Origin of the sequence: Alkalitalea saponilacus (assembly GCF_900168165.1) — a bacterium.
In the GTDB taxonomy this organism is placed as follows: Bacteria; Bacteroidota; Bacteroidia; order Bacteroidales; family Marinilabiliaceae; genus Natronoflexus; species Natronoflexus saponilacus.
In genome coordinates, this window is the sequence record NZ_FUYV01000018.1 from 25,646 (window position 1) to 49,204 (window position 23,559).

Genomic DNA, 23,559 nt, shown 5'->3' on the forward strand with positions numbered 1-23,559 from the left:
TATTTCTGATGTCCTTATATTGGTCGTGTTACAACAACTTCAAATTTCCTTTTTAGTATCAGGAAGGGTTTTTCAATATACTGATATGAAACCACCGACAAGAGTATTGTTATCATCAATGAAAATAAAAATGATACTCCGTTCTGATGAGCTTGGGGTATCCCCATCACTTCAACCAATCCAAAAGCCAAGGAATTTCCAGCCAGATGAAAAACATAAAGTCCGTATGAACGTTTGCCCAGAAAAACAAACAGTTCTTTTGAAAAAAAGCGCTTTAAAACTTCACTGTGCAATACTGCATAGAAAACCATTGCTGTTGAAACACCTACAAATGAATAAGATAATATTAGCCAACCTGAAATTACATCCAAATTAGGCAGCAACATTATTAAGCCAAAAAAAACAATACCAATAATACCAGTGACCTCAGGCTTTATTCTACCTAAAATAAAATCAGCCCCTCCAAAACCAATCACGACACCCAAAAGCATAGATTCAAAATGAGTGACCGGAAGCACCCATAGCCCTGGATGTGGTACTTCCTGCAAAATCATAGCTAAACGAATTATACTGCATAACGCATAAATTCCAATTAACATGGCCCATCGGCTTTTTGCAGGTCTATTGGCAAGAAAAAAGATGATTAAGGGAATTAAAACATAAAATTGTTCTTCGTAACCAATTGTCCAAAGATGAGAGGTTATTGTCAGCGGATTAAACCCGGCAAAAGCAGTAATAATATTATCCGTGAAAGTTAGAAGCCCTGCTATACGTATCCATAGATATCGACTAACATCAAAATCATTAGAATATAAAAATAAAAGCACAACAATGAAAACAAAAACATAATACAGTGGCCAGAGACGGAAAATACGTCTGGTATAGAACTTCTTAAAACTAATGGTATTAGTCCTTTCATACTCCACAAGCAAAAGTCTTGTAAAAAGATAAGCCGACAACACGAAAAAAAGGTCAACACCAATCCATCCATACTCATAAAAGTACTTCAAAACAGGTACTTCCATAAACAAAGGATGATGATGCACGAAAACGAGCAAAAAAGCGAAGAATCGAACACCATCCAATTCCGGCCAATAAAGTCTCTTCGATTTTTCTTTCAGGATATTGTCTTCTTTGGTCTGCATGTTTATGTGATATTATCTATATCAATTTTCCGAATCACCTTTGCCGGTGAGCCACCCACCTCCGTATAAGAAGGAATATCCCGATTCACAAAACTTTTTGGATGAATATACACCCCGTCTCCAATGGTAACACCGGCAATAATCATGGTACCGTGGCCAATATAACAGTCATTACCAACTGTTATAGAAGACTCTTTAATTGGGAACTTATTTAACATAGATGAACTGGCCGTTGGCCCGGTATCCACTATAAAGTGGCAAAACGTCCCGATGGAACAACGCTTTCCTATGGATAAAGACGCTGCAAATCCGTTGATGATGGTGTTGTTGCCAACACGCGTACCGTCCCCTATCTGAAGTATTCTCGAAGGATGTCCAAAAATAGTGGTGCGCTTTCCAATTTTCACATCATCCCCCAACTTCACATTATTGAGGGATACGGAAGGATGAACTGAAACATTTTTACCGGTAATGATATTTGAATGAATCATGCCTGCTTTTTATTAAAGACCTAATTCAGATGGTTCAATGGTTCTGATTACCCGAGCCGGGTTTCCACCAACAATTGTAAAGTCAGGGACATCACTCTCTACATAACTGTTAGAGGCCACAACGCAGAATTTGCCAATGGTCACCCCCGGCGCAATAACACATCCTGAACCAATCCACGAATGGTCGCCGATACGAATAGGTGCAGCTCTTTTTTCAAAAAGAGCATTGATGACAGATTTTTCGGTTAATCCCCAATTAGAGACAATAACATTGTGTTGTGCAATGGATACATTTTCGCCCAGTTCAATATCCGCTTCAGTTCCATCAAGAGTTACATACATACCGAAAATGGTGCCTGAACCAATTTTCACAATATGCTCTTCACTTCCATGAATGGTGCACTCTTTGGCTATTTTTATATTATTGCCAAACGCCACATTATTGATTGAAGTAGAAGGGTGAACAACCACATTTTCGCCAAACGAAATATTGGATAGAATCATTTTTTGAAATATTTTATCAATGTCAGGATATAATCTATATGGTCGGCATTCATATTTTGATGACATGGAAGATAAAACGCATCCTCTCCATAGAAAACACTGCATTCAATGCCCTGTTTCTGAAGAAAAACTTTAAGTTCATCAAGTGGCCATCCGGGAGCTTTAAATAAAAACGCACCGGGAACTTCTCCATCCTGAAGCTCAAAGCGAGGTTCAAGGCCTGCATTTCTGAACTTTTCTTCAAATAAGTGGAAAATTTTCAGGCGCCCATCAATTATTTGTTGCCTTTGCTGATGATAATAATGAAAACATGCCTTGAAATATTTACGGCTGTCTGGTTCACAAACCCCGGTAAACTCTCTGTTTCTGTTTGAAACAACCAGCCCGCCGGCCTGTATCGGAAACATTTTCGCCATGCTGTAAATGGCGTAATCGCCTAGCGTTCCGGCTTTAATTCCATTTTTAGACGAATACATTGAGTAAGCACAATCTTCAATCACAGGAAGATTGTGAGCAGCCAACTCTTCCATTCCATCATATACAAACCCAAATTCGTGATTTACCAGAATGGCTTTGGATTTTTCAGTTTTTTGCCGGCTCCACCGGCAAAATTTCTCGATGGTGCGCGTAACGCATCCACTGATATAATGATTTCCGCTGGTGGTGACAATCCATATTTCATCTTCGGGAGCCGGGTTAATTTGATTAAAAACAGCTTCCAACGCTGAAGTTCCGGATGGCGTAAAGAAAAATCGCCTGTCGTCAACGGTCACGTATGGCAAACCATCGTTCAGAAAGTTGCTCCACAACTTATGGTTCCGAAACTGATAACCACTCGTGAATGGAGACATCAGAAGCTGCCCGCTTCGGAAATCATCGGGATTTATTATATAGCCTTTACTCCAATCCACGGAATTTCAGATAATCATCGTATGAGCGGATGTAATCACTCTCATCATAAGGATGTGAAGTCAGAACAAGACAAATGGAACCCGATGAGAAATTTTGCTCTCTGGCCCATATTCCCGGAGGAATATGTAATCCCATAAAAGGCTGATTTAAAAACAGTGTTTTTCGATGAATGCCATCTTCAACCATCACTTCGAAACTACCGCTGGCCGCCACCAAAAACTGGTGGCATTCAATATGTGAATGAGCTCCACGGTTTTCGCCGGCCGGTATATCATAAAGATAAAAAACCCGCTGCACATCAAAAGGCAAATCAAATCCATTCTCTACTGGCGTAATTCTACCGCTAACAGCGGAAATTTGCCTGAGTTGGTAGATGTGACAATCAAAAACTGAAGGAAGGGTATCTTTACCCGTTAATTTTGCGGAATAACTCATAATCTCTTATATAATCGGATTCTGAAAACGGCTGTGAAGAAAGATGCAGTGAGAGTGCATTGGTGCTGAAGTTCTCCATGTGACGCCACGTGAGTGGCGGCACATACAGTGCCTTATATGAGCGGTTGAGATGGTATCTTCTCTCATCTCCGTTTTTATCTTTTATTATCACATCAAAACTTCCCGAAAGAGCAATAATCACCTCCTGCTGTTCCTGATAGGCATGTCCTCCACGCAACTCTCCGCCGGGGACATCATACGTCCAAAAAATACGATTTACTTTGAAGGGAAAATGTTTTTGGTTTTCAAGGAAAGTGAGGTTCCCTCGTTTGTCGGGAATTTTTGGCAAGTCAATTAATTGTTCCATATATTAGAATTCCTGTAGTTCAACCATTTTCCGGAATCGCGGTGATTTGGCCTGAAGTTCGGCAAAGGATCCCGAAGCTGCAATCTGACCTTTATCAAGAAGGTAAATCACATCAGCATTGCGCACCGTTGACAAACGGTGCGCTATGATGACAATGGTATATTTTCCTTTCAGCGCATTGATATTTGCCTGAATAATTCCCTCGTTCTCAGAATCGAGAGCCGATGTGGCCTCATCCATCAATAAAAGAGAACAATCACGGAAGAGTTCACGAGCTATGGAGATGCGCTGCTTTTGTCCACCTGAAATCAAAACACCGTTATCGCCCAACATTGAATCTTCTACTTCAGGCATATTTTTAATGGTAGCGGTAAGTGCTGTTTTTTCCATCACCTCCCAGAATCGCTTAATATTCTCCTCCGTCTTTTCAGAACCAAAGGTGACATTGTTGAATACAGTGTCGTTAAACACCACAGGCTCCTGCGTGATGTATCCAACCATGCGCCGGAAACTGCGCACGCGAGACGGAGCTAAAGAAACTCCGTCAATCAGCAGTTTCCCCCTTTCAGGCAGCAACAATCCGGCCATCATGTTAACCAATGTTGTTTTGCCCGACCCGCTTTCACCAACAAAAGCAATGGTTTGATTTTTTTCAATGGAAAGTGATATGCCGTTTAATACCGGCGAAATATTTTTCCCGTACGAGAAGTAAACATCTTCAAAGCGAATTTCAGAGTTTAACGGCTCCACATCTTCATGGTGGGTACTTTCAACTTTGCGGTCGAACTCTTCATACAATTCCCTTACCGTTTTAATTCCTCCGGAACTGACCAGAAAACTCTGCCATGAATTCTGAACGGACATGAGGCTGGTTAAAGAACGATAGAAGAAGACCAAACTCAATACTATGCTGAACATGGAAACATCGAACAAAACTACCTGAACAAATATGACCCCGGCCACCATGGCAATGGATACCGGCTCCCGCAAAGCCGCCGAAATGGCGTTGAGTTTACCCATGCGCATGGTTAAATCTTCGGCTTCGTTTATTAGCCCAATTAACATGCTTCGGTATTTTGATATTAAGTCGGTGGCTTTTAAGTATTTGTAATTCCACACCGACTCAAGCACCTTTCCCTGTAATCCATTCCCAATATAGGACTGCTCCAGGGAAGATGTTTCCACTTTTCTGTTGATGTATCTGTAAATAAAACTGGATAACAAACCGGCAACCGTAATAAGCAGTGCAAATTTAAAGTTTGCCATAAAAGCCAGTGCCAAATATCCTACCAGCATGATGGCTGCCTGCAAAGTACTTAAATAACCTAAAAGCGCTCCTCCTGCTTTTCCAATCTCAGCGGTAATCACATTTTGAATGCGACCCAGGTCTATATTTACAAAACCCGGATAAGAAATATTACAAAGTCCCTGAACCAATTTGATGCGCAATTCCTTCATAAACTTCACCCGTATGCGGGTGAAGTAATACATATTGATAAATCCTATAATCCCCTTAAAGGCAAACATTCCTAAAAGAAAAATCAGGATGACTCCAACCGTTAACTCAATACCCAGATAATCAAAAACCCGGATTAAATATTCCAGGTTTCCCATATCAGAGGCAGATGCATCACCCGATTCAGCCACCTGAAACAAGGGTATAAACAAAGCCAACCCAAGACCATCAAAAAAAGCTACGATGGCACTCATAAATAGCAGTAAGGGAATACGGTAGCCCAGCTTCTCGTAGTAAAAGATAAAATAACGTACCTGGCTGATGTTCTTTAGTTGTTTAAGCATTAAATAATGGCGTTTCTTTTAATTCAAATTCATTAACGTTTCTCACGGCTCCGCCTCCTGAGTCACATTTTTTAAATGTTGCACCCAGCCGACTCGAAGCAATTGAGAGTACTAATTTAGTACTCCTGATAGAAACTTTTTTTAAAATGTGATTAATTACGGTAAATCAATGCCGAAAAACTACATTTATAAGATGAATGAAAAATGCTGAAAAAAGCATTCTTTATATGAAACGAAAAGGTTTCAATTGATGGTTAAGAAAACATCAACTCTCCATCATTCGAAATCTGATGTTCATCAACCTGTTTATACCAACTATCAAAACAACGTGATTTTAAGAAATAATTGGCAGTAATTTGTGAATAAAAATATGGAGATCATTCCAAAACTTAATTCACAAACTGTATTATTTATGACTACATATCCAATTATAAGAGTAGGTATCGTTGGCACCGGATGTATTGGACGGGGATTGGCGCTTCTGTTGTCGAAAAGGAACGACATGAAAATCTCAGGAATACTCACGCGGCGAAAAGGAAATATACCCGGTCTGGAAGTTGAACAGAGTTTGTTAACTCACGAGCCTGAAAGGCTCATGGAGAAGTCTGACATCATTGTCATCAGCACCGGAGACCCGCTCTACTCCACCGAAATTGCCACCATTGCGTTTACATTTAACCTCCCTGTTGTGACCATGGATGCCGACACCCAGGTTCTGTCAGGTTCATGGCTATCGCAAAAAGGTCAAATTACAGAGGCAGAAGGAGACCAACCCGGATGTTTGGCTGCTCTTCACAATGAAATCATTGATATGGGCTTCACACCCTTGGTATATGGCAATATAAAGGGATTTCTAAATCAGAATCCTCCGGTAGAAGAGATGACTTATTGGGCAGAAAAACAGGGCTTTACACTCAACTCGGTGACATCCTTTACCGATGGCACAAAATTGCAAATAGAACAGTGTCTGGTTGCAAACGGGTTCAACGCTCAAATTGCCAAACAAGGACTCATCGGGGAAAGAGTTTCTAACCTTGAAGACGGTGCTAATGCATTGGCCAAAAAAGCCATGGAACAGATAAAGTATTAAGCGATTATATCATCTCCCCGCAGGCTCCTCCCGGGGTTTTTATTGTCGCCACACATTTCCCTGACCTTGCAAAGGGGTTAAAAACATATAAAATGGGAGACGGGCCTTTCTATTTGCATTATAAACCCATTCACCTGTGCTATTTTGAAATTCCCAAAACCATTAAACAATTTTATTTAACCCGCAATGTATTGCTGGACAACGGGAAAAATCCAACCACAGGGGTTGCTACCATAGCCAAAAAAGAAATTGCACCGGGAACCATTATTGATAAAGGAATAGGTTCATTTTTCGTGCGTGGTGAAGTAGTTGAACTGGAAGGCAACGAAACCATGGTTCCAATTGGCCTCATGGAACAAGTGCATATAAAGCGAAAACTGGAACCCGGCCAGATGGTCACTTTTGATGATGTTGAGGTTCCGGAATCAATGGCTCTTAAAGCCTGGAACGAAACAATGGCTGCACGAGCAATTATTACTGCTCGTTTTTAGTCATCATCACGGCCTGCAATTATTTTTGAGCCAAATTTAACCACTTTGGCAAATAATGGACTCTTTGCCAGGAAACGGCCTGTATTCATAACCGGATTTAACAGCACATGTGGAAAAGTTATAAAATGCGTGTAAGCTCCATGAACCTTATGGAGCTTACACCCTAAAGATTCCTTATAGCTCACCAATCCATCCTCGCCAAAATCTACAATGGAGACATTATAATATTTATATCCTTCTTTATGGATTTGGGTTATCAGATGGTGTTGCAGATAGTGCTGCAATCCATTGGCATAAGCAAACTCGTCGGCAGCAATCATAATCCCGTACATCCTCTTGTCACGCACCAATGCACATCTTACACAGTGTATTTCCCCATCAACCTCCAGATAATAAAGCCGAAGTAACCCCGCAGCAAACAGCTTATCTACCGCTTCTTTACTCATGTTTTTATATGGGTAAGGATAGTATTTTCCGTTAAACTTTTCATTCCTTATCCTCTGTGTTTCAGACAACAGCTCATGTAGTTTATCCAGAATGCGTTGAGAAGTCTCCTCAAGCAACTTTGGCTCCAGCTTTGCGGCCTTTCTGGAATTGTACTTTATCGATTTGCTAAACTTCAGTGGTTCTTCTTCATTTTCCAGAAACCGCACAAATTCACGATTTGTACGATGATAAAACCCTTTAGCATTGCATTTCCATTGATATTGCTGGTCATAATAGAGCATATCAATTTTTGAAAGTCTTTTTCTCCTTGCAAATTTCAATAATGGCGTGAGGCAGTCATTATATAATTGTTCACTTTTCTCAATTAATGCCGGACCGGCATAGAAATAAAAATAGCGACCTGTAATACGGCTGCCATACTCTACCAGTCCTGCAATTTTAGCTACCACAGCACCACCTCGTTCAAAATGCAGGTAAATAATCTGCTTCCCATCGGCCACGGATTCCATAAAAGCCGACGTTAAAAAAAGACTATAACAATAATCAGACAAACCTGATTCATACTCCTCTTTCGATACCTCTTTTACCCTGATTTTATCTTTTACCCTAACCATGGTCATAGTTCTTTGACTTTAAAACATTTATTTACCGGAAATTTCTATATAAATCTCTTCAGAAAACCAATTACCCCCTTATCTGTTGCAGGGAGTTTGCGACCTAAATTTAATAATGGATTCAGGAATTTTTGGGGATAAATCAGAAAATTGGTCGTTGAACCACTGAGTTCAATCTTTTCAGCACCCATGGAACGTTTGTATTTTTCAATCCCTGCATTTCCATCATCACCGGTTCCTCCACCGGGATTGTAATATTGAAAGCCTTCTTTGCTGAATTTTTCTATAAAAAAAGAATCAACCATCGAAGATATTCCATTCTGATAAGTAAAATCATCCGAACCCATCAATAAACCATAAATACGCTCGTCCTGTTCAATATTTAATACGACACAATGAATTTCATCATTCTCATCCACCACATAATGCAACACACCTAATTTACTTTTTACCAAATGCAGTATTGATTCTTTATTCCAATACTGCAAATAAAATGGGTTATAATCGGTTCCATACTTCTGAAAACGAACCTGACGAGTATTTTCAAGTAATTCAAACAATTTTCCGAGAACTACCGGAGAATTACTGCTTAATACTTTGGCTCCGGCATTCAACGCCTTTTTCACGTTTTTCTTAAATCCTTTGCTAAAATGCAACTCCTTATCTCCCTTCAAATTTACCACATACTCAAAGCGCCGGGTTTTGAAAAACCCCGGCGCATTGCATTCCATATTATGCTGTTGATCGTAAGAACCCATTACAATTCTGGCTATTCCTTCCTTTTTGGCAAATTTCAATAGAGCAGTGTGTATTGAATTATACAGAGCCTCATCCTGCGTTTTTAAAGCTGGAGAAGCATAGCAATAAATTTGTTTCCCTTTAATTTTTCCAGAATATACGAGTACCCCGGACAATTTTGCTACGGTTGCATCATCAATTAAAAAATTAAGAAATACCGGACGAATAAGATTACTGCTTACTGAGTTCACCCATTCAGGCGATAAAAAAAGGCTATAACTGAAAGCCTTTAAATCAGAACGCCACTGACCTTCGTCAACAACTTTTACAATTATTTTACCTGAAAGTTGTTCTCTGTTATACTCCATGCTTGTTTATTCTTAACAGAGTAAAATTACTTTATATAGTGTAGATAATCTTATTTTTTACATGATTCAATTATTGCCGTTTACAAACGGCAATAATTGATTGACCAATGGAGATACTGCAGAATCTAACGTTTCTTTCCGATGGCCACCCCAAATTCATCTTCCCTGTATTCAAAAAGATCGAATCCGGCTTCATTCAGCTCATCTTTAATTTCATCAGAATGATAGAACCTTACAAATTCAGGGTCAAGACAATCTCCTCTCTCAACTGTCTCATTGCCCCGTAAACGGGCAAAAAAGTTACCAACCTTTTCAAGCCTTTTAGAGTTAAGCCTCATCCATTTTGCAGGCCAGTATGAAACAACAATTATTCCGTCCTTTTCAAGTGCCTTCGAGGCTTTACGCAACATGTTTACACGCACATTTCTTCCTTTAATGTGTATGTACGAACCCCATCCAATTATTACAGCATCGTAGGTTTTATTTAGTTCGGGAAAGTCGTCCCTTTCAACAGGCTCAATGGAAAGTGGCAAGTTCTCCCTTTTAAAAAACTCATTCCCATTTTTTCTAAAAAGGCTATTGTATTCACAACCGGATACATCAAACCCAAGTTTATGAAATCCATATAACTCTCTTCCACCACCAACTGCGGTAATGTAAATGGTTTTTACTTTTGAAAAATATCGCTTAACAAACTCCTTTTCCCATCTATACAGATGCTTATTATGCTCATCATTAAAGTATTCTTTTCTTTCATCATATAAAATCCGATCAATCTTAGCCAAATCATCGCGTTTAAATAATCCAAGACACATGCCGACTAAAAGACTATACGGAAACCTGAATATTCGTTTTGGCACCCAATTCTTTTTGTAAATTTTGTTGATAAAAATAAAAAAATTAATCATAGCAATATATTTATTGTGTTTTAACAAATGAACTTAAAAGGAACTTTTTAAGGGAGATTTCTCAAAACGCTCAAAAAAAATTTCTTAAGAGCGACCATACAATCACTGCGAGATTGTACTGCAGTTTTAAAAGAGAATTTCAAGTTAAGAAAACAGTTCAAAAATCTCATATTCACTTCCACCAAAGAATTGGATTATTTGATCAAAACATAAAAAGTTTTGATCAAATTTCCAGATCAAATGTCATGATCGCTTTGATTGCATTTAAAATTGGAATAACAATATGTACTGTTAATCAAAAAAAGGATTCCATTGATATAAAAAGAGAGAATATGGAGCATATTCTTTCTACATTTGATAATAATATAACATGAAAAAATTCCAGTATGAGTCAGAATAACTCTTTGACCTTTGAAATATGTACCAATCAGACAAACCCCGAATGGGATCAGTTTATATCCGGAATATCATCGGTATGCCATGAACAATCATCGGTTTGGGCCGATACCATGACATTATCCGGTTGGAATTCTGCCAGAGTAATAGTAAAAGAGAATGATAAAATAGTTTGCGGAGCACAAATACTCACCATTGAAATTCCATTTTTTGGCAAATTTGGGTATATCCAGCAAGGGCCATGTATAAATAGCGCAGGAAATGATGCCGTAAAACTAATGGTTGACCAAATCAAGGAATTCACAAAAAAGAACAAACTTCAATTCACTACTGTTGACATAGCTTACAACCTTAAGGAATTACCGCAAATTACCGAAGATAAAGATTTCTCACCACATCCTGACCGGTTGCCACCAGAGGCGCCAATTACCAGCACACTTCTACTTGACCTGACACAGGATCTGGACACCATTATGGCAGGTTTTAAATCAGGTCGGCGTAAAAGCATTCGTTCAGGTTTAAAACATGGGTTGGAAATCAGAACCGGAACCAGAAATGACATAGAACTACTCTTTGATTTAATAGATCAAACCTGCAAAAGGAGGGATACTAAGCCTCTATATCCGGATATTTCATTCCTTTATAAATTATGGGATATGTTTGCACCCAACAATTGGGTAGTGATGCACATTGCAGAAACAGACCGACAACCAGTATGCGCCTCGTTGAGTTTCACTTTTGGGGATACCTTTAGAAACAGCATCTGGGGTTGGTCAGGTGACTATGTTCACCTGAATGCATCAGATGTTATCGATTGGAAAACCATTTGCTGGGCTAAAGAGAAGGGCTTTAAATATTATGATTTTGTTCATCTTGATACCATCTCTGCAAAAGCGATTTTGGCAGGCAACAATCATGTGACACAAAAAATAAAGGAACGCCCCCATTACGGCTCAACCTTTTATAAAATGAGGTTTGGCGGAGATATTATTTTTTACCCGGGTGTTTATTCTTATTTCCCATCAAAATTAAAGAAGCACTTATTTAGTTTTGCTGCAAAATTCCTGCTGAATAATGCTCTTGTAAAAAGAATTATCAGGAGTATAAGAAGAAAAGCATCGCACACAACCTGATTATGAGTGATAAAAAAAAACATAAAATATCTACTGAAATATGCTCCTCCACCCCAAATCCCGAATGGGATACTTTTGCCGAAGTGATGGACGGAGCGAGTTATGAACAAACATCAATATGGGGAGAGCTAAAGCATTGGGATGGATGGCAAGCATTCAGGATTATAATAAAACAGGAAGAGAAAATTATTTGCGGAACTCAAATTTACATAATGGCCATCCCATTTTTCGGTAAAGTGGGCTATATATCCCAAGGGCCATGTTTTGGGAATAGTCAATTAAATGGTTCTGCTCAGCTTTTAACTGAAATAAAAAAGTTTGCGAGAAAACAAAGACTGCGCTATTTAACAATCGATATACATTACAAGCTACACGGATTGGCAGAAGTTCTTGGAAAAAGTGGGTTTTTAAAACATCCAAATTATATCCCTCCGAATCCGAATATCAAGTGTACACAGGTTATTGATTTGAGGCAAACTGAAGAAGAAATCCTCGCCGGTTTTAAAAAGAATCGAAGAAAAAGTGTCAAAGAAGGGCTAAAAAACCCCATCCAATTAAAACCCGGCAACAGAGAAGATATTCCGTTGTTGTTTGCTTTGGTTAATAAAACCTGCGAAAGAATTGGTGTTATAAGCAGCTACCCCGACATCAACTATCTTTACGACTTATGGGACAAAATGCATCCCAATGGTTGGGTAACTTTGTTAATTGGAGAGATTAACGGGGAAGTAGTTTCTGCATCTTTGGCCTTTACATTTGGCAACACATTTCGCGACACAATCTGGGGCTGGAGTGGGGAATATGCAACAGCGAACTTCTCAGATGCCATTACGTGGCAGTTAATGCTATGGGCAAAGGATAACGGATTCCAATTTTATGACCTGGTTCAATTGGATGATATTTCGGCAAAGGCTATTTTATCAGAGCAGGAGATAAATCAGGAAATTAAAAACAGGGTTCGTTTTGGCGCAACATTTTACAAAATGAGATTTGGTGGTGAAACCATATTCTACCCCGGAACTTATACCTGGTTTTCATCACCATTTATTAAATGGTTGTTACTATTCTCATCAAAATACCTGATTCATAACCAGACTATCAAGAAAACAATTCGCATAATCAGGAAAAACCGCAGAAAAGGAAAACAGGTTCCTGTTTAACGTGGAAGTTTTATCTTATAGCTGGTTTCTGCCTTACCTTCCGAGATGGCATTCAATCGTCGTTTTATCAGTCGCTTTCTTAAGGGCGAAAGATAATCCACAAATAATTTACCTTCAATATGATCATATTCGTGCTGAATGATTCGAGCCGCGAAACCTTCATAAACCTCATCGTGTTCAACAAAATTTTCATCGTCGTAACGAATCCTAATTTTACTGGGACGGGAGACTTCCTCCCGAATACCCGGAAGACTTAAACAACCTTCGGCCTCATTTACTTTTGAACCTTCAAACTCTACGATTTCGGCATTAATAAAAACCCTCTTAAACCCTTCCAGTTCAGGGAAATCTTCAGCCATGTCATTACCATCAATTACAAACAACCTGATTGGAATGCCTATTTGCGGTGCAGCAAGTCCTACTCCATCAGCTTTATACATGGTTTCCCACATATCTTCAATCAATTGTGATAAACCTTCATAATCACTTTCAATTTCCTCTGCCACTTTCCGCAAAACCGGATGGCCATAAACTACTACCGGATAAATCATCTTCTAAAAATATAAGCTACTTTTTATTTATTCGTGCGCAATCATGTATATCATATAGTTTTGAAAACTCCCATCTGCCATATAAAAACAATCTTCTCACATCGGATACCTAATTTCTCTTCTCTTTGTAATTACTTCAATCAATCTCTACATGCAAACACCGCTTAAAAGACTTTAACTTTACCTGCCGCCATCCAGATAGCTCTGCAAAATGATGGTAGCACTGATTTTGTCGATCATTGCTTTATCACGCCGAGCCATTTTCTTCATACCACCATCAATCATTGCCTGAAATGCCAATTGGCTGGTGTAACGCTCGTCTATCCATTTAACAGGTATTTGTGGAAATTTGTTCTTCAAACTATTTACAAATGGGCGAATCTGATTCATCGACTCTGAATCTTCACCGTTTGACTGACGCGCATACCCCACTACAAACAGTTCAACCTCCTCTTTTAAAAGGTATTCTTTTAAAAACGGAAGAACTTCATGCACTTGTAGTGTTGTTAAACCATTGGCAATAATTTGCAACGGATCGGTAACTGCGATCCCCACACGTTTTCTCCCTACATCAAAAGCCATTACACGTGCCAAATTCCTTTTTTTAGATGATTGAACGTGCAAAATTACAGAAAATAATGGAGAATGAAGAATTTGACATAAAGACAAAAAAGCCGCCCCGTAAACGGGGGCGGCTTTGATTTATTTCAGTTATAAAAAATATATAACCAATTATGCCTGCTTAACAGCAGCCTGAGCAGCAGCCAAACGCGCAATGGGCACTCGGAATGGAGAACAGGATACGTAGTTCATTCCAGCTTTTACACAGAACTCAACCGACGAAGGTTCACCTCCATGTTCGCCGCAAATACCGATTTTCAGGTTATTGCGTTTGCTTCTTCCTTTTTCAATACCCATTTTCACTAACTGACCAACACCTTCCTGATCTAACACCTGGAAAGGATCATGCTTTAAAATTCCTTTTGCAATGTACTCAGGCAAGAATTTACCTGCATCGTCACGGGAATACCCTAAAGCCATCTGAGTTAAATCGTTGGTACCAAAAGAGAAGAATTCAGCTACCTCTGCAACCTCATCAGCAGTAAGAGCAGCACGAGGCACTTCAATCATTGTTCCCACAAGGAATTCAATCGATTCGTTACGTTCTGCAAATACCTTTGCGATGGTCTCTCTAACGATATTCTCCTGATATTTCAACTCTTTAACGTTACCAATAAGAGGAATCATGATTTCAGGTAAGGTGGAGATTCCCTCCTTTTTAAGATCAAGAGCAGCTTCTATAATAGCACGAGCTTGCATTTCAGTGATTTCAGGATAAGTGTTACCTAAGCGACAACCTCTATGCCCTAACATAGGGTTAAACTCATGTAGGTCTTCTACTTTTTGTTTAACTGTCTCAACAGAAATACCCATTTCCTTAGCCATCTCAGCCTGGTTAGCCTCTTCGTGAGGAACAAACTCATGCAATGGAGGATCTAATAAACGAACGGTAACAGGCAGCCCAGCCATTACTTTGAATACATCATAAAAATCTTTGCGCTGAATTGGCAACAGTTTCTCTAATGCCTTTCTTCTTCCGGCCTCATCGTCAGCCAGAATCATTTCACGCATAGCCTTAATACGCTCTCCTTCGAAGAACATGTGTTCAGTACGACAAAGACCAATACCTGCAGCTCCAAATTTCAAAGCAACTTTACACTCTCTTTCGGTTTCAGCGTTCGTTCTTACATCGATTTTACGGAATTTATCAGATAAATCCATGATTTCGCCAAAATCGCCACTTAATTCAGCATCAATAGTAGCAATTTTACCTTCATAAACCTCACCAGTAGATCCATTTAGAGAAATCCAATCTCCATCATTATAGGTTTTACCTTTTAGTTTAAGAGTTCTTGCTTTGTAATCAATGATACACTCACCTGCACCAGAAACACAACACTTACCCATTCCACGAGCTACTACAGCTGCGTGAGAAGTCATACCTCCTTTTGCGGTCAAAATACCTTTTGCAATATCCATACCTTCTAAATCTTCCGGAGAAGTTTCGATACGTACCAATATTGAAACCGGATATTTTTTCGCCTCATCAGCATGGAAAACAATCTGACCTGTAGCAGCGCCCGGAGAAGCCGGCAATCCTTTTGCTATAACGTTAGCTCCTTTTATGGCTTCATTGTCAAATACAGGGTGTAATAACTCATCTAATTTATTAGGATCTTGACGCAAGATTGCAGTTTTTTCATCAATCATGCCCTCTTTAAGCATATCCATTGCAATTTTAACCATCGCAGCAGCAGTACGCTTTCCGCTTCGAGTTTGAAGCATCCATAGTTTACCATCCTGAATAGTAAACTCAAGATCTTGCATATCTTTGAAGTATTCCTCTAATTTTCTTTGAGTTTCATTTAACTCTTTGTAAGCAACAGGCATAGCTTCTTCTAATGAAGGAAATTTAGCAAATCTCTCTTCTTCCGAAACTCCCTGAAGTTTTGCCCATCTTAAACTACCTTCTTTAGTAATTTCCTGAGGAGTACGCACCCCGGATACAACATCTTCTCCCTGAGCATTAATGAGGTACTCTCCGTTAAATACATTCTCTCCAGTTGCAGAATCACGTGTAAAAGCAACTCCTGTTGCAGAGTTATCTCCCATGTTACCAAAAACCATTGCCTGAACGTTTACTGCAGTTCCCCACTCTTCAGAGAACTGGTTCATGGCACGGTAATATTTTGCACGAGGATTCATCCAACTGTCGAATACTGCACAAACAGATCCCCACAATTGCTCCCAAGGATCAACAGGAAAATCTTGTCCTGTTTTAGCTTTTACAGCTGCCTTAAACTTAGTAACCAATTCTTTTAAGTCATCAACTGAAAAATCTGTATCATTTTCAATTCCTCTTGAATGTTTCATTTCTTCCATGATTTCTTCAAAAGGATCAATATCCTCTTTTGACTCAGGCTTCATACCCATCACTACATCTCCGTACATTTGTACAAATCGACGATATGAATCCCAAGCAAAACGCTCGTTACCTGACTTTTTAGCAATACCTATAACAGCCTCATCATTAAGGCCAAGGTTCAATACGGTGTCCATCATACCGGGCATAGACACTCTTGCTCCTGAACGAACGGACATCAACAATGGGTTTTCTTTATCTCCAAATTTGGTTCCCATTATTTTTTCAACATAAGCCATTGCAGCTTCGCACTCTTCTTTTAATAGAGCAATTACTTTCTCTTTTCCTAATTGGTTATACTCTGTACAAGTATCAGTTGTGATAGTGAATCCAGGAGGCACTGGCACTCCAATCAAATTCATTTCAGCAAGATTTGCTCCCTTACCACCTAGCAGATTCTTCATATCTGCTTTTCCTTCGGCCTGTCCGTTACCGAAAGTATAAACACGTTTTTTACTCATAACTGTTTTTCTTGTTTGTTGGTTATATTGAGTTGATTACTTAAATATTTCGTTATCGTTTTTTTGGCACTACAAATTAACTGAATTTTTCTCACTTTTTAACTACCTTTTGTAGTTAATCGTGATTTAACCAAATTGCACTATAATTGAGTAACTTAATCAATAAAGCACAGATAAAAGTGCCAATCACTTTTTGCTAAAAATAATTAAGCTATCTTAAAAAAAGAGTACCACACATTAATCTCTTCAAAAACTGTTTCAAAGCAAAGATTTAAACCTAAGTGTACTGAAATTCATAAAAAGGGCTCCAAACAATTGTATTGTTTGGAGCCCAACAGCAAATTAATTTCACAACGTTATTTAACAGGGTAATGATTTTCGAATTCAGATGCTTTCATTAAAAAATCAACATACTGTGCTCGTTTATAAGCATATGGTTGTTTCAAACTTGATTTCGACATCTTTCCTTTAAAATCATCAATTGATGAATATCCTTTTTTGTTCATCCAGTCCGATAGTTCATTAAGAATTGTGTTAATGGCAGAAGTTCCATTCTTATATAAAGTACTTACAACTTGCACAGCATCAGCACCGGCAAGAATGGAAGCAGCAACATCTGTGCCTTTTAGAATTCCGGTATTTGCTACCAAAGACCCTTTTACCTGACCAGATAACAGCCCCATATACCTAAGTGACAACCTGTTGTCGCCGTCCTTACTTAGATTATATGGCATTTGCAAAGCCTCTTCCCATACATCAATATCAGGTTGAAACAATCTGTTAAAAAGCACATAGCCATCAGCACCAATTTCCTCCAGTCGTTTAATAAAGGCCAACGGATTTGTGTAATATGGACTCAATTTAACAGATACAGGAATTTTAACTTTGTCCTTAATCTTTTTAAGCACTTCTATTTGCATATTTTCAATCTCATGCGGATCCTTATCCGCATCAGTTATGGTCGCATAAAAATTTAGTTCCAAAGCATCTGCACCAGCGTCTGCCAAATGCAATGCATACTCTTCCCAACTCTCTTTATAGATGCAGTTCAGACTTGCAATAACAGGAATTGAAACATTCTCCTTTAATTCTTTTAAAGCAAGTAAGTGAGCCTTGGGTCCTGAATGCTCAATGTTTGGAAAAAGATTTAACATTTCTGCGTTACGATCGTCATATTGATGCAAATCATCACTCAATTGAGCTGCCTCAAGATTAAGCTGCTCCTCAAATAAGGATTTAAAAACAATGGCAGAAGCTCCTGCCTCCTCTAATTCTTTGGCTTTCGCAATGTCTAGTGAAAGATTACAAGCACCCACAATGACTGGGTTCTTCAATTTTAGTCCAAGGTAGTTGGTTGAAAGATTCATATCTGATAAATTTAAGGGATTAGCTATAAAATCAATGATTTTATTCTTTAATCCTAACAAATTACAAACAAAAAAGTTTACATGCCAACATTAATGGGAAATAATGGTGTACAGAAAAGGGAAATACAATTACAGGCATCCAATGAAACTTATTGCCTATTTGGACAAGAACTCGGTATTTCATTTTAATTGAATTAGAAAACGTGACTTCGCAAACTCCATTTAATATCGCTTCAACAATTTACCAACAGCTATTTGGATTGGCATTCATATCAACAAAAAAGGCTGCCTGATGGCAGCCTTTTTTTACATGCATAAGTAATTCGTTTATTCCGAGTTCATTGAAATAAGAAATTCTTCATTAGATTTTGTTTTGGACATTCTATCTCGAATAAACTCCATGGCCTCGATAGAGTTCATATCGGCAAGGTAGTTACGTAATATCCATATTCGATTCATGAATTCCTTATCAAGCAGTAAATCTTCGCGACGAGTGCTTGAAGCAATGATATCGACAGCAGGATAAATTCTTTTGTTTGAAAGCTTTCTGTCCAACTGCAATTCCATGTTACCAGTACCTTTAAACTCTTCAAAAATAACTTCATCCATTTTTGATCCGGTTTCGGTAAGAGCTGTTGCAAGTATGGTCAATGACCCACCACCTTCGATGTTACGAGCAGCTCCAAAGAATCGTTTGGGCTTATGAAGTGCGTTGGCATCAACTCCACCGGACAGAACTTTTCCGGAAGCAGGTGAAACTGTATTATAAGCACGTGCGAGTCTGGTTATGGAGTCAAGCAGAATAACAACATCGTGACCACACTCAACCATTCTTTTAGCTTTTTCCAGAACGATATTGGCTACTTTTACGTGTCGCTCAGCAGGCTCATCAAAGGTAGAAGAAATCACTTCTGCATTTACGCTTCGAGCCATGTCTGTAACCTCTTCAGGCCTTTCATCAATCAGAAGAATCATCATGTAAACTTCCGGATGGTTAGAGGCTATCGCGTTGGCTACATCCTTCAACAGAACTGTTTTTCCTGTTTTGGGCTGCGCAACAATTAGTCCGCGCTGTCCTTTTCCAATCGGCGAGAACATATCCACAATACGAGATGAGAAACTGGCCTTTGGACCGCTTGTCAAATTGAATTTCTCATCGGGGAATATAGGTGTCAAATGATCAAATGGAACGCGATCACGCACATAATCAGGCGTGCGTCCATTAATAGACTCCACTTTAATAAGCGGGAAATATTTCTCTCCTTCTTTAGGTGGACGGATAGATCCCAAAACCATATCTCCGGTTTTTAAACCGAACAGTTTTATTTGTGATTGGGATACATAAATATCATCTGGTGAGTTGAGATAGTTATAATCACTGGAACGAAGGAAACCGTAACCATCAGGCATAATTTCCAGAACACCTGATGCAGAAATAATCCCTTCAAACTCGAAGGATTTATCATCGCGCCTGTTGTGTTTATCAGACTGACGTTTATTTTGCGGCTGATTATCCTGACGTGGAGCACGATCATCGGAACGCTCATTCCTGTTCCACTTGCGACCTGAGGAGTCGTCCTGACGTTTACCAGGTTTACGACTATCATCTCCCTCCTTCTTAGAAGGCTGAGGTTCTTTAGGTTCAACCACAATGTCGGATTTCACAACCTCGTCCTTACTTTCAGGGGCTTTATCCCTCTTTACGATTTCAGGAGCTTTAGCAGGTGCATTCACCGGCTTTGGTTCTGCACTTTTATCAGCATCCGCTTTAGCTGTCTGCTTTTCTGATACATTACGCACATCAGGTTTTTTCACTTGAGCGGCAGCAACTTGTCGCACATTCTGTTCTGAACCTTCATTTTCCTTGTTCTTTCGGGGAGTTCTGGTTCTGCGTCCTCTATTATCCTGTGCACCGTCCGATGGAGCTCCTGGGCTTTTGGTTTTCTTTTCAGATGCCTTAATCGCCTGTGCATCAAGAATCTGATAAATTAACTCTTGCTTTTTAAAGGATTCTACACGCTTAATTCCCAGATCCTTGGCAATGGTGCGCAAATCCATAAGCAACTTCTTATTCAATTCAAGAATATCATACATAACTTGTTCTTGTACTTTTATTTAATCGTAAAAAATCTATATTTTAATTTGAATCTGTTTTCAGGATTCGTGTTAACCCATAACACCACTAACTATTTTCTGCAAAACAGATGCATTTGTTTAAACAATTACCAACAAAGGTTAAAGATGTGTGTCATATTGCCCACTTATCAATGCGAATTCCAATACCGATTCATCATTCAGCAGGAAGCCACAATATAATAACGGAAACAGTATTAAGTCATTGAAAGCAACTATAGAACTATAAATAAATGATATACAAAACCCCCAGTCCGGCAATGTTTAAAATACAATGGAAAGAGAAAGGGGAATATTTCGATGTGTTATGATCAGATTACGAATGTATATCAATACGAACCATGAAAACCCTACCGGTTTTCATTGCAAACATAAACAATATGAATTAACCATCAAAATTTTATATTATATTTTAATTGAAAAATTGGACTCATTCATATTGATGATTAGTAAACTTCTGTTTAAAGCCTGTAAAAACAGGCTTTAAAAATGAAACAAACATCTAAAAAAATAGTTTCACTTCTATTTAAAAAAAACAATGGAATCAGATACACAATTAACCGCTTACTACAAAACAAGTTACCACTATAAACAAAGAGTTCCTTAAAAAAACATGAAAAAAATAAACCTGAACTATTTTTTTTTGTTAATATTACAAAGCCTATTATAACCGAACAAGACCTAGCAGGAATATGAGACAACTCAAGATAACAAAACAAGTAACTAACAGAGAAGCTCCTTCATTAGACAAATATCTCCATGAAATTGGTAAAGTGCAACTAATTTCAGCAGAAGAAGAAGTAACCCTGGCAAAAAAAATAAAACAAGGAGATCAGTTGGCTCTTGAGAGACTGATTAACGCTAACCTGCGTTTCGTAGTTTCTGTGGCAAAACAGTACCAAAATCAGGGTTTAAGTCTTCCGGATCTAATTAATGAAGGTAACCTTGGGCTGATAAAAGCAGCACAAAGATTTGATGAGACAAGAGGTTTTAAATTCATTTCCTACGCCGTATGGTGGATCAGGCAATCCATTTTACAAGCTTTGGCGGAGCAAGCCCGAATTGTTAGACTGCCTCTTAATAAAATTGGAAGCATCAATAAGGTAAACAATACCTTTTCAAGATTGGAGCAAGAGTTTCAGAGAGAACCAACTTCCTATGAAATTGCCGATATTCTGGACATGGCTCCCAAGGAGGTAAAAGAAGCACTGAAGGTATCATCCCGACATGTATCTATGGATGCGCCTCTTAAATCTGATGAGGAAAATACGCTTTACGATGTATTATTATCTACCGAGGCTTCAAGTCCAGATTCCCATTTACTTGACGATTCCCTTCGAAGAGAAATTGAGCGTTCACTTTCCACCCTTTCTCCAAGAGAGGCAGATATTGTAAAGCTTTATTATGGACTAAACGGTGAGCCTCCGTACTCACTTGAAGAGATTGGCAAACTTTTTAATCTAACACGTGAACGTGTTAGACAGATAAAGGAAAAGGCCATTAAACGCTTAAAACATACCTACAGAAGTAAAATCCTCAGATCGTATCTGGGAGAATAAATTTAAGTACTCAGAAAACACACAATCAAAACAGACATGCAACGATTGGTAGCACCATCTCTATTGGCCGCAGATTTCACCAATTTAAAAAGGGACATAGAAATAATTAATAACAGTGAAGCCGACTGGCTTCACATGGATATTATGGATGGAGTATTTGTTCCGAACATTTCGTTTGGGATCCCCGTGGTTGAAGCCGTTCACTCCATATCAGAAAAGCCGTTGGATGTACATCTTATGATTGTACAACCAGAAAGATACATCGAAACCTTTAAAAACGCAGGAGCTCATCTTTTAAATGTTCATTACGAAGCTTGTTCTCATCTGCACCGCACCATAGAATCAATTCATAATTCAGGAATGAAAGCCGGCGTAACTTTGAATCCTCACACCCCGGTTCAACTGCTCGAAGAGATTATTACAGATCTGGATCTGGTATTGATTATGTCTGTAAATCCCGGATTTGGAGGACAAAAATTCATCCCCGGGTCTTTCGAAAAAATTCGGAAACTTAAAGAACTGATTTTGAAAAAAAACAGCAAAGCACTTATTGAAGTTGATGGTGGTGTGGATGACACCAATGCCAAAGCATTGGCAGAAGCCGGAGTGGATGTTTTTGTTGCAGGAAGCTATGTTTTTAAATCAGAAAATCCAGCCGAAGCTATTCGGAAGATTAAGTATCCGGTGTAAGAAAAACGAAGAATTTCGGCTGTCACGATAGCTCCTGGTGTGAAGAAAAAATTTGACAGAAAATGCCCTTCGAGACAGGACGGAGCAACGGCATTGGTGAAACCTTTGTTTCGCACTTCCAATATGTGCCATTGGAACATTTTAAGATATAAACATACCACATAGCTTAAGGAATTATTATAGTAGGCTATTTGGTGGATGGCATCCACCGAAGCTCCCCTATCTATAAATAGGGATTAATTCTTAATCCAGATCAAATAAAAACTTAAACTTCTCTGGGACAATAGATCGAAAAAATGAATTTTCCTTTAGCCAAAGGCTTCATAGGAACGAATCTCCCCTCCGCCAAAGGCTTCGGGGAGCGAAGGTGGAGCTGCGGGGAATCGAACCCCGGTCCAAACAAGCAAGCCATATGCTTTCTACATGTTTAGTCGGTTATTGATTTTCGTGAGCCGTTTGGGAACAGACACCCGGACGACTCCTTAGCCTTTTAATTTTCACCGAGACACCAAGGCAATGTTTCAGCTATTCCCGAAATTCCCACACCTCCGAATCGAGCCGCCTCAGGAATTGGCACCCGGGAGATGTCTCGTCCCGGCTCCTAGAGCCTGGGATAATGCCAATCTACTATGCTTCGATTAGGCTGCGAGAGCGTAATTAGTTTCGCCAGTTAAAAAAGTTGAGATCCTGGATTTACGAGCCGGTATCCCATTGCTCGACATGCTTACATACCACTTAGTCATGCTGTCAAATCCATGTCAGCCCCGTTGATATGATGGTCAGGATTGCAAAATTACAAAAAACATTCGCATCAAC

At 39.0% G+C, this 23,559-nt stretch carries 21 protein-coding genes, 1 other RNA gene and 1 pseudogene; 7 read left to right on the top strand and 16 right to left on the bottom strand.

All coding sequences use genetic code 11. The annotated features are described in order from the left end of the window. Positions 1–14: 14 nt before the first annotated feature. The 7 genes from B5X70_RS13840 to B5X70_RS13870 are packed head-to-tail and all read right to left on the bottom strand — an operon-like array spanning position 15 to position 5,654. Positions 15–1,145, bottom strand: coding sequence for an acyltransferase family protein (locus B5X70_RS13840; protein WP_079558504.1), 1,131 nt, complete (start codon positions 1,143–1,145; stop codon positions 15–17). Positions 1,146–1,147: 2 nt separating this feature from the next. Beyond that, positions 1,148–1,636, bottom strand: a complete 489-nt coding sequence (locus tag B5X70_RS13845; RefSeq protein WP_079558505.1) for an acyltransferase — start codon at positions 1,634–1,636, stop codon at positions 1,148–1,150. 12 nt (positions 1,637–1,648) lie between these two features. Then, positions 1,649–2,140 (bottom strand): acyltransferase, encoded by a 492-nt coding sequence (locus B5X70_RS13850; RefSeq protein WP_157666461.1) that lies wholly within the window; start codon positions 2,138–2,140, stop codon positions 1,649–1,651. Beyond that, on the bottom strand, positions 2,137–3,051 hold the full coding sequence (locus B5X70_RS13855) for a DegT/DnrJ/EryC1/StrS family aminotransferase (protein ID WP_079558507.1): 915 nt from the start codon (positions 3,049–3,051) through the stop codon (positions 2,137–2,139). Before B5X70_RS13855 ends, B5X70_RS13850 begins: the two co-directional genes overlap by 4 nt. Then, positions 3,038–3,487 (bottom strand): sugar 3,4-ketoisomerase, encoded by a 450-nt coding sequence (locus B5X70_RS13860; protein WP_079558508.1) that lies wholly within the window; start codon positions 3,485–3,487, stop codon positions 3,038–3,040. The genes B5X70_RS13855 and B5X70_RS13860 overlap by 14 nt, the downstream gene beginning before the upstream one ends. Continuing rightward, entirely contained in the window at positions 3,459–3,854 is a 396-nt protein-coding gene (locus B5X70_RS13865; protein WP_079558509.1) for a sugar 3,4-ketoisomerase, read from the bottom strand. Before B5X70_RS13865 ends, B5X70_RS13860 begins: the two co-directional genes overlap by 29 nt. Positions 3,855–3,857: 3 nt before the next feature. Next, entirely contained in the window at positions 3,858–5,654 is a 1,797-nt protein-coding gene (locus B5X70_RS13870; RefSeq protein WP_079558510.1) for an ABC transporter ATP-binding protein, read from the bottom strand. A 412-nt stretch (positions 5,655–6,066) separates the two neighbouring features. On the opposite strand from B5X70_RS13870, the gene B5X70_RS18195 reads away from it, so the two are divergent. From B5X70_RS18195 to B5X70_RS18200, 3 genes and pseudogenes are all read left to right on the top strand, one after another. After that, positions 6,067–6,744, top strand: coding sequence for a hypothetical protein (locus B5X70_RS18195; RefSeq protein ID WP_198314224.1), 678 nt, complete (start codon positions 6,067–6,069; stop codon positions 6,742–6,744). A 41-nt stretch (positions 6,745–6,785) separates the two neighbouring features. After that, positions 6,786–6,836 (top strand): annotated as a pseudogene (locus B5X70_RS18595) (hypothetical protein); the annotation flags it as partial. Next, complete coding sequence (locus B5X70_RS18200) at positions 6,837–7,235, top strand: hypothetical protein (RefSeq protein ID WP_198314225.1); 399 nt, start codon at positions 6,837–6,839, stop codon at positions 7,233–7,235. Here the strand turns inward: B5X70_RS18200 and B5X70_RS13880 are convergent. From B5X70_RS13880 to B5X70_RS13890, 3 genes are all read right to left on the bottom strand, one after another. Beyond that, positions 7,232–8,302, bottom strand: a complete 1,071-nt coding sequence (locus B5X70_RS13880) for a GNAT family N-acetyltransferase (RefSeq protein WP_079558511.1) — start codon at positions 8,300–8,302, stop codon at positions 7,232–7,234. The two genes, B5X70_RS18200 and B5X70_RS13880, sit on opposite strands and share 4 nt — an antisense overlap. 38 nt (positions 8,303–8,340) lie before the next feature. After that, complete coding sequence (locus B5X70_RS13885; RefSeq protein ID WP_079558512.1) at positions 8,341–9,402, bottom strand: hypothetical protein; 1,062 nt, start codon at positions 9,400–9,402, stop codon at positions 8,341–8,343. A 125-nt stretch (positions 9,403–9,527) separates the two neighbouring features. Further along, positions 9,528–10,187 carry a class I SAM-dependent methyltransferase gene (locus B5X70_RS13890; RefSeq protein WP_157666462.1) on the bottom strand — a complete coding sequence of 220 codons (660 nt, stop codon included), beginning with the start codon at positions 10,185–10,187 and terminating at the stop codon, positions 9,528–9,530. A 509-nt stretch (positions 10,188–10,696) separates the two neighbouring features. Between B5X70_RS13890 and B5X70_RS13900 the strand changes: the two genes are divergently transcribed. Together B5X70_RS13900 and B5X70_RS13905 are read left to right on the top strand one after the other, a co-directional pair. Continuing rightward, positions 10,697–11,839: a lipid II:glycine glycyltransferase FemX gene (locus B5X70_RS13900; protein ID WP_079558515.1), complete on the top strand. Its 1,143-nt coding sequence runs from the start codon at positions 10,697–10,699 to the stop codon at positions 11,837–11,839. A gap of 2 nt (positions 11,840–11,841) precedes the next feature. After that, a complete protein-coding gene (locus B5X70_RS13905; protein ID WP_079558516.1) occupies positions 11,842–12,999 on the top strand; it encodes a lipid II:glycine glycyltransferase FemX in 1,158 nt (385 codons plus the stop codon). Here the strand turns inward: B5X70_RS13905 and def are convergent. The 5 genes from def to rho all read right to left on the bottom strand — a co-directional run bounded on the left by def (position 12,996) and on the right by rho (position 20,455). Further along, entirely contained in the window at positions 12,996–13,550 is a 555-nt protein-coding gene (gene def, locus B5X70_RS13910; RefSeq protein ID WP_079558517.1) for a peptide deformylase, read from the bottom strand. The genes B5X70_RS13905 and def overlap by 4 nt on opposite strands. Positions 13,551–13,730: 180 nt before the next feature. Continuing rightward, positions 13,731–14,144 carry a Holliday junction resolvase RuvX gene (ruvX, locus tag B5X70_RS13915; protein ID WP_079558518.1) on the bottom strand — a complete coding sequence of 138 codons (414 nt, stop codon included), beginning with the start codon at positions 14,142–14,144 and terminating at the stop codon, positions 13,731–13,733. A gap of 138 nt (positions 14,145–14,282) precedes the next feature. Continuing rightward, positions 14,283–16,994, bottom strand: coding sequence for a pyruvate, phosphate dikinase (ppdK, locus tag B5X70_RS13920; RefSeq protein ID WP_079558519.1), 2,712 nt, complete (start codon positions 16,992–16,994; stop codon positions 14,283–14,285). Between the two features lie 356 nt (positions 16,995–17,350). Continuing rightward, positions 17,351–18,361 carry a dihydroorotate dehydrogenase-like protein gene (locus B5X70_RS13925; protein ID WP_079558520.1) on the bottom strand — a complete coding sequence of 337 codons (1,011 nt, stop codon included), beginning with the start codon at positions 18,359–18,361 and terminating at the stop codon, positions 17,351–17,353. A gap of 327 nt (positions 18,362–18,688) precedes the next feature. Beyond that, complete coding sequence (gene rho / locus B5X70_RS13930) at positions 18,689–20,455, bottom strand: transcription termination factor Rho (protein WP_079558521.1); 1,767 nt, start codon at positions 20,453–20,455, stop codon at positions 18,689–18,691. Between the two features lie 731 nt (positions 20,456–21,186). On the opposite strand from rho, the gene B5X70_RS13940 reads away from it, so the two are divergent. Together B5X70_RS13940 and rpe are read left to right on the top strand one after the other, a co-directional pair. Next, positions 21,187–22,053 carry a sigma-70 family RNA polymerase sigma factor gene (locus B5X70_RS13940; RefSeq protein WP_079558523.1) on the top strand — a complete coding sequence of 289 codons (867 nt, stop codon included), beginning with the start codon at positions 21,187–21,189 and terminating at the stop codon, positions 22,051–22,053. 36 nt (positions 22,054–22,089) lie between these two features. Further along, a complete protein-coding gene (rpe, locus tag B5X70_RS13945) occupies positions 22,090–22,743 on the top strand; it encodes a ribulose-phosphate 3-epimerase (RefSeq protein ID WP_079558524.1) in 654 nt (217 codons plus the stop codon). 365 nt (positions 22,744–23,108) lie between these two features. On the opposite strand, the gene ssrA is transcribed toward rpe, so the two are convergent. Then, positions 23,109–23,509, bottom strand: a transfer-messenger RNA (tmRNA) gene (gene ssrA / locus B5X70_RS13950). Between the last annotated feature and the right edge of the window lie 50 nt (positions 23,510–23,559).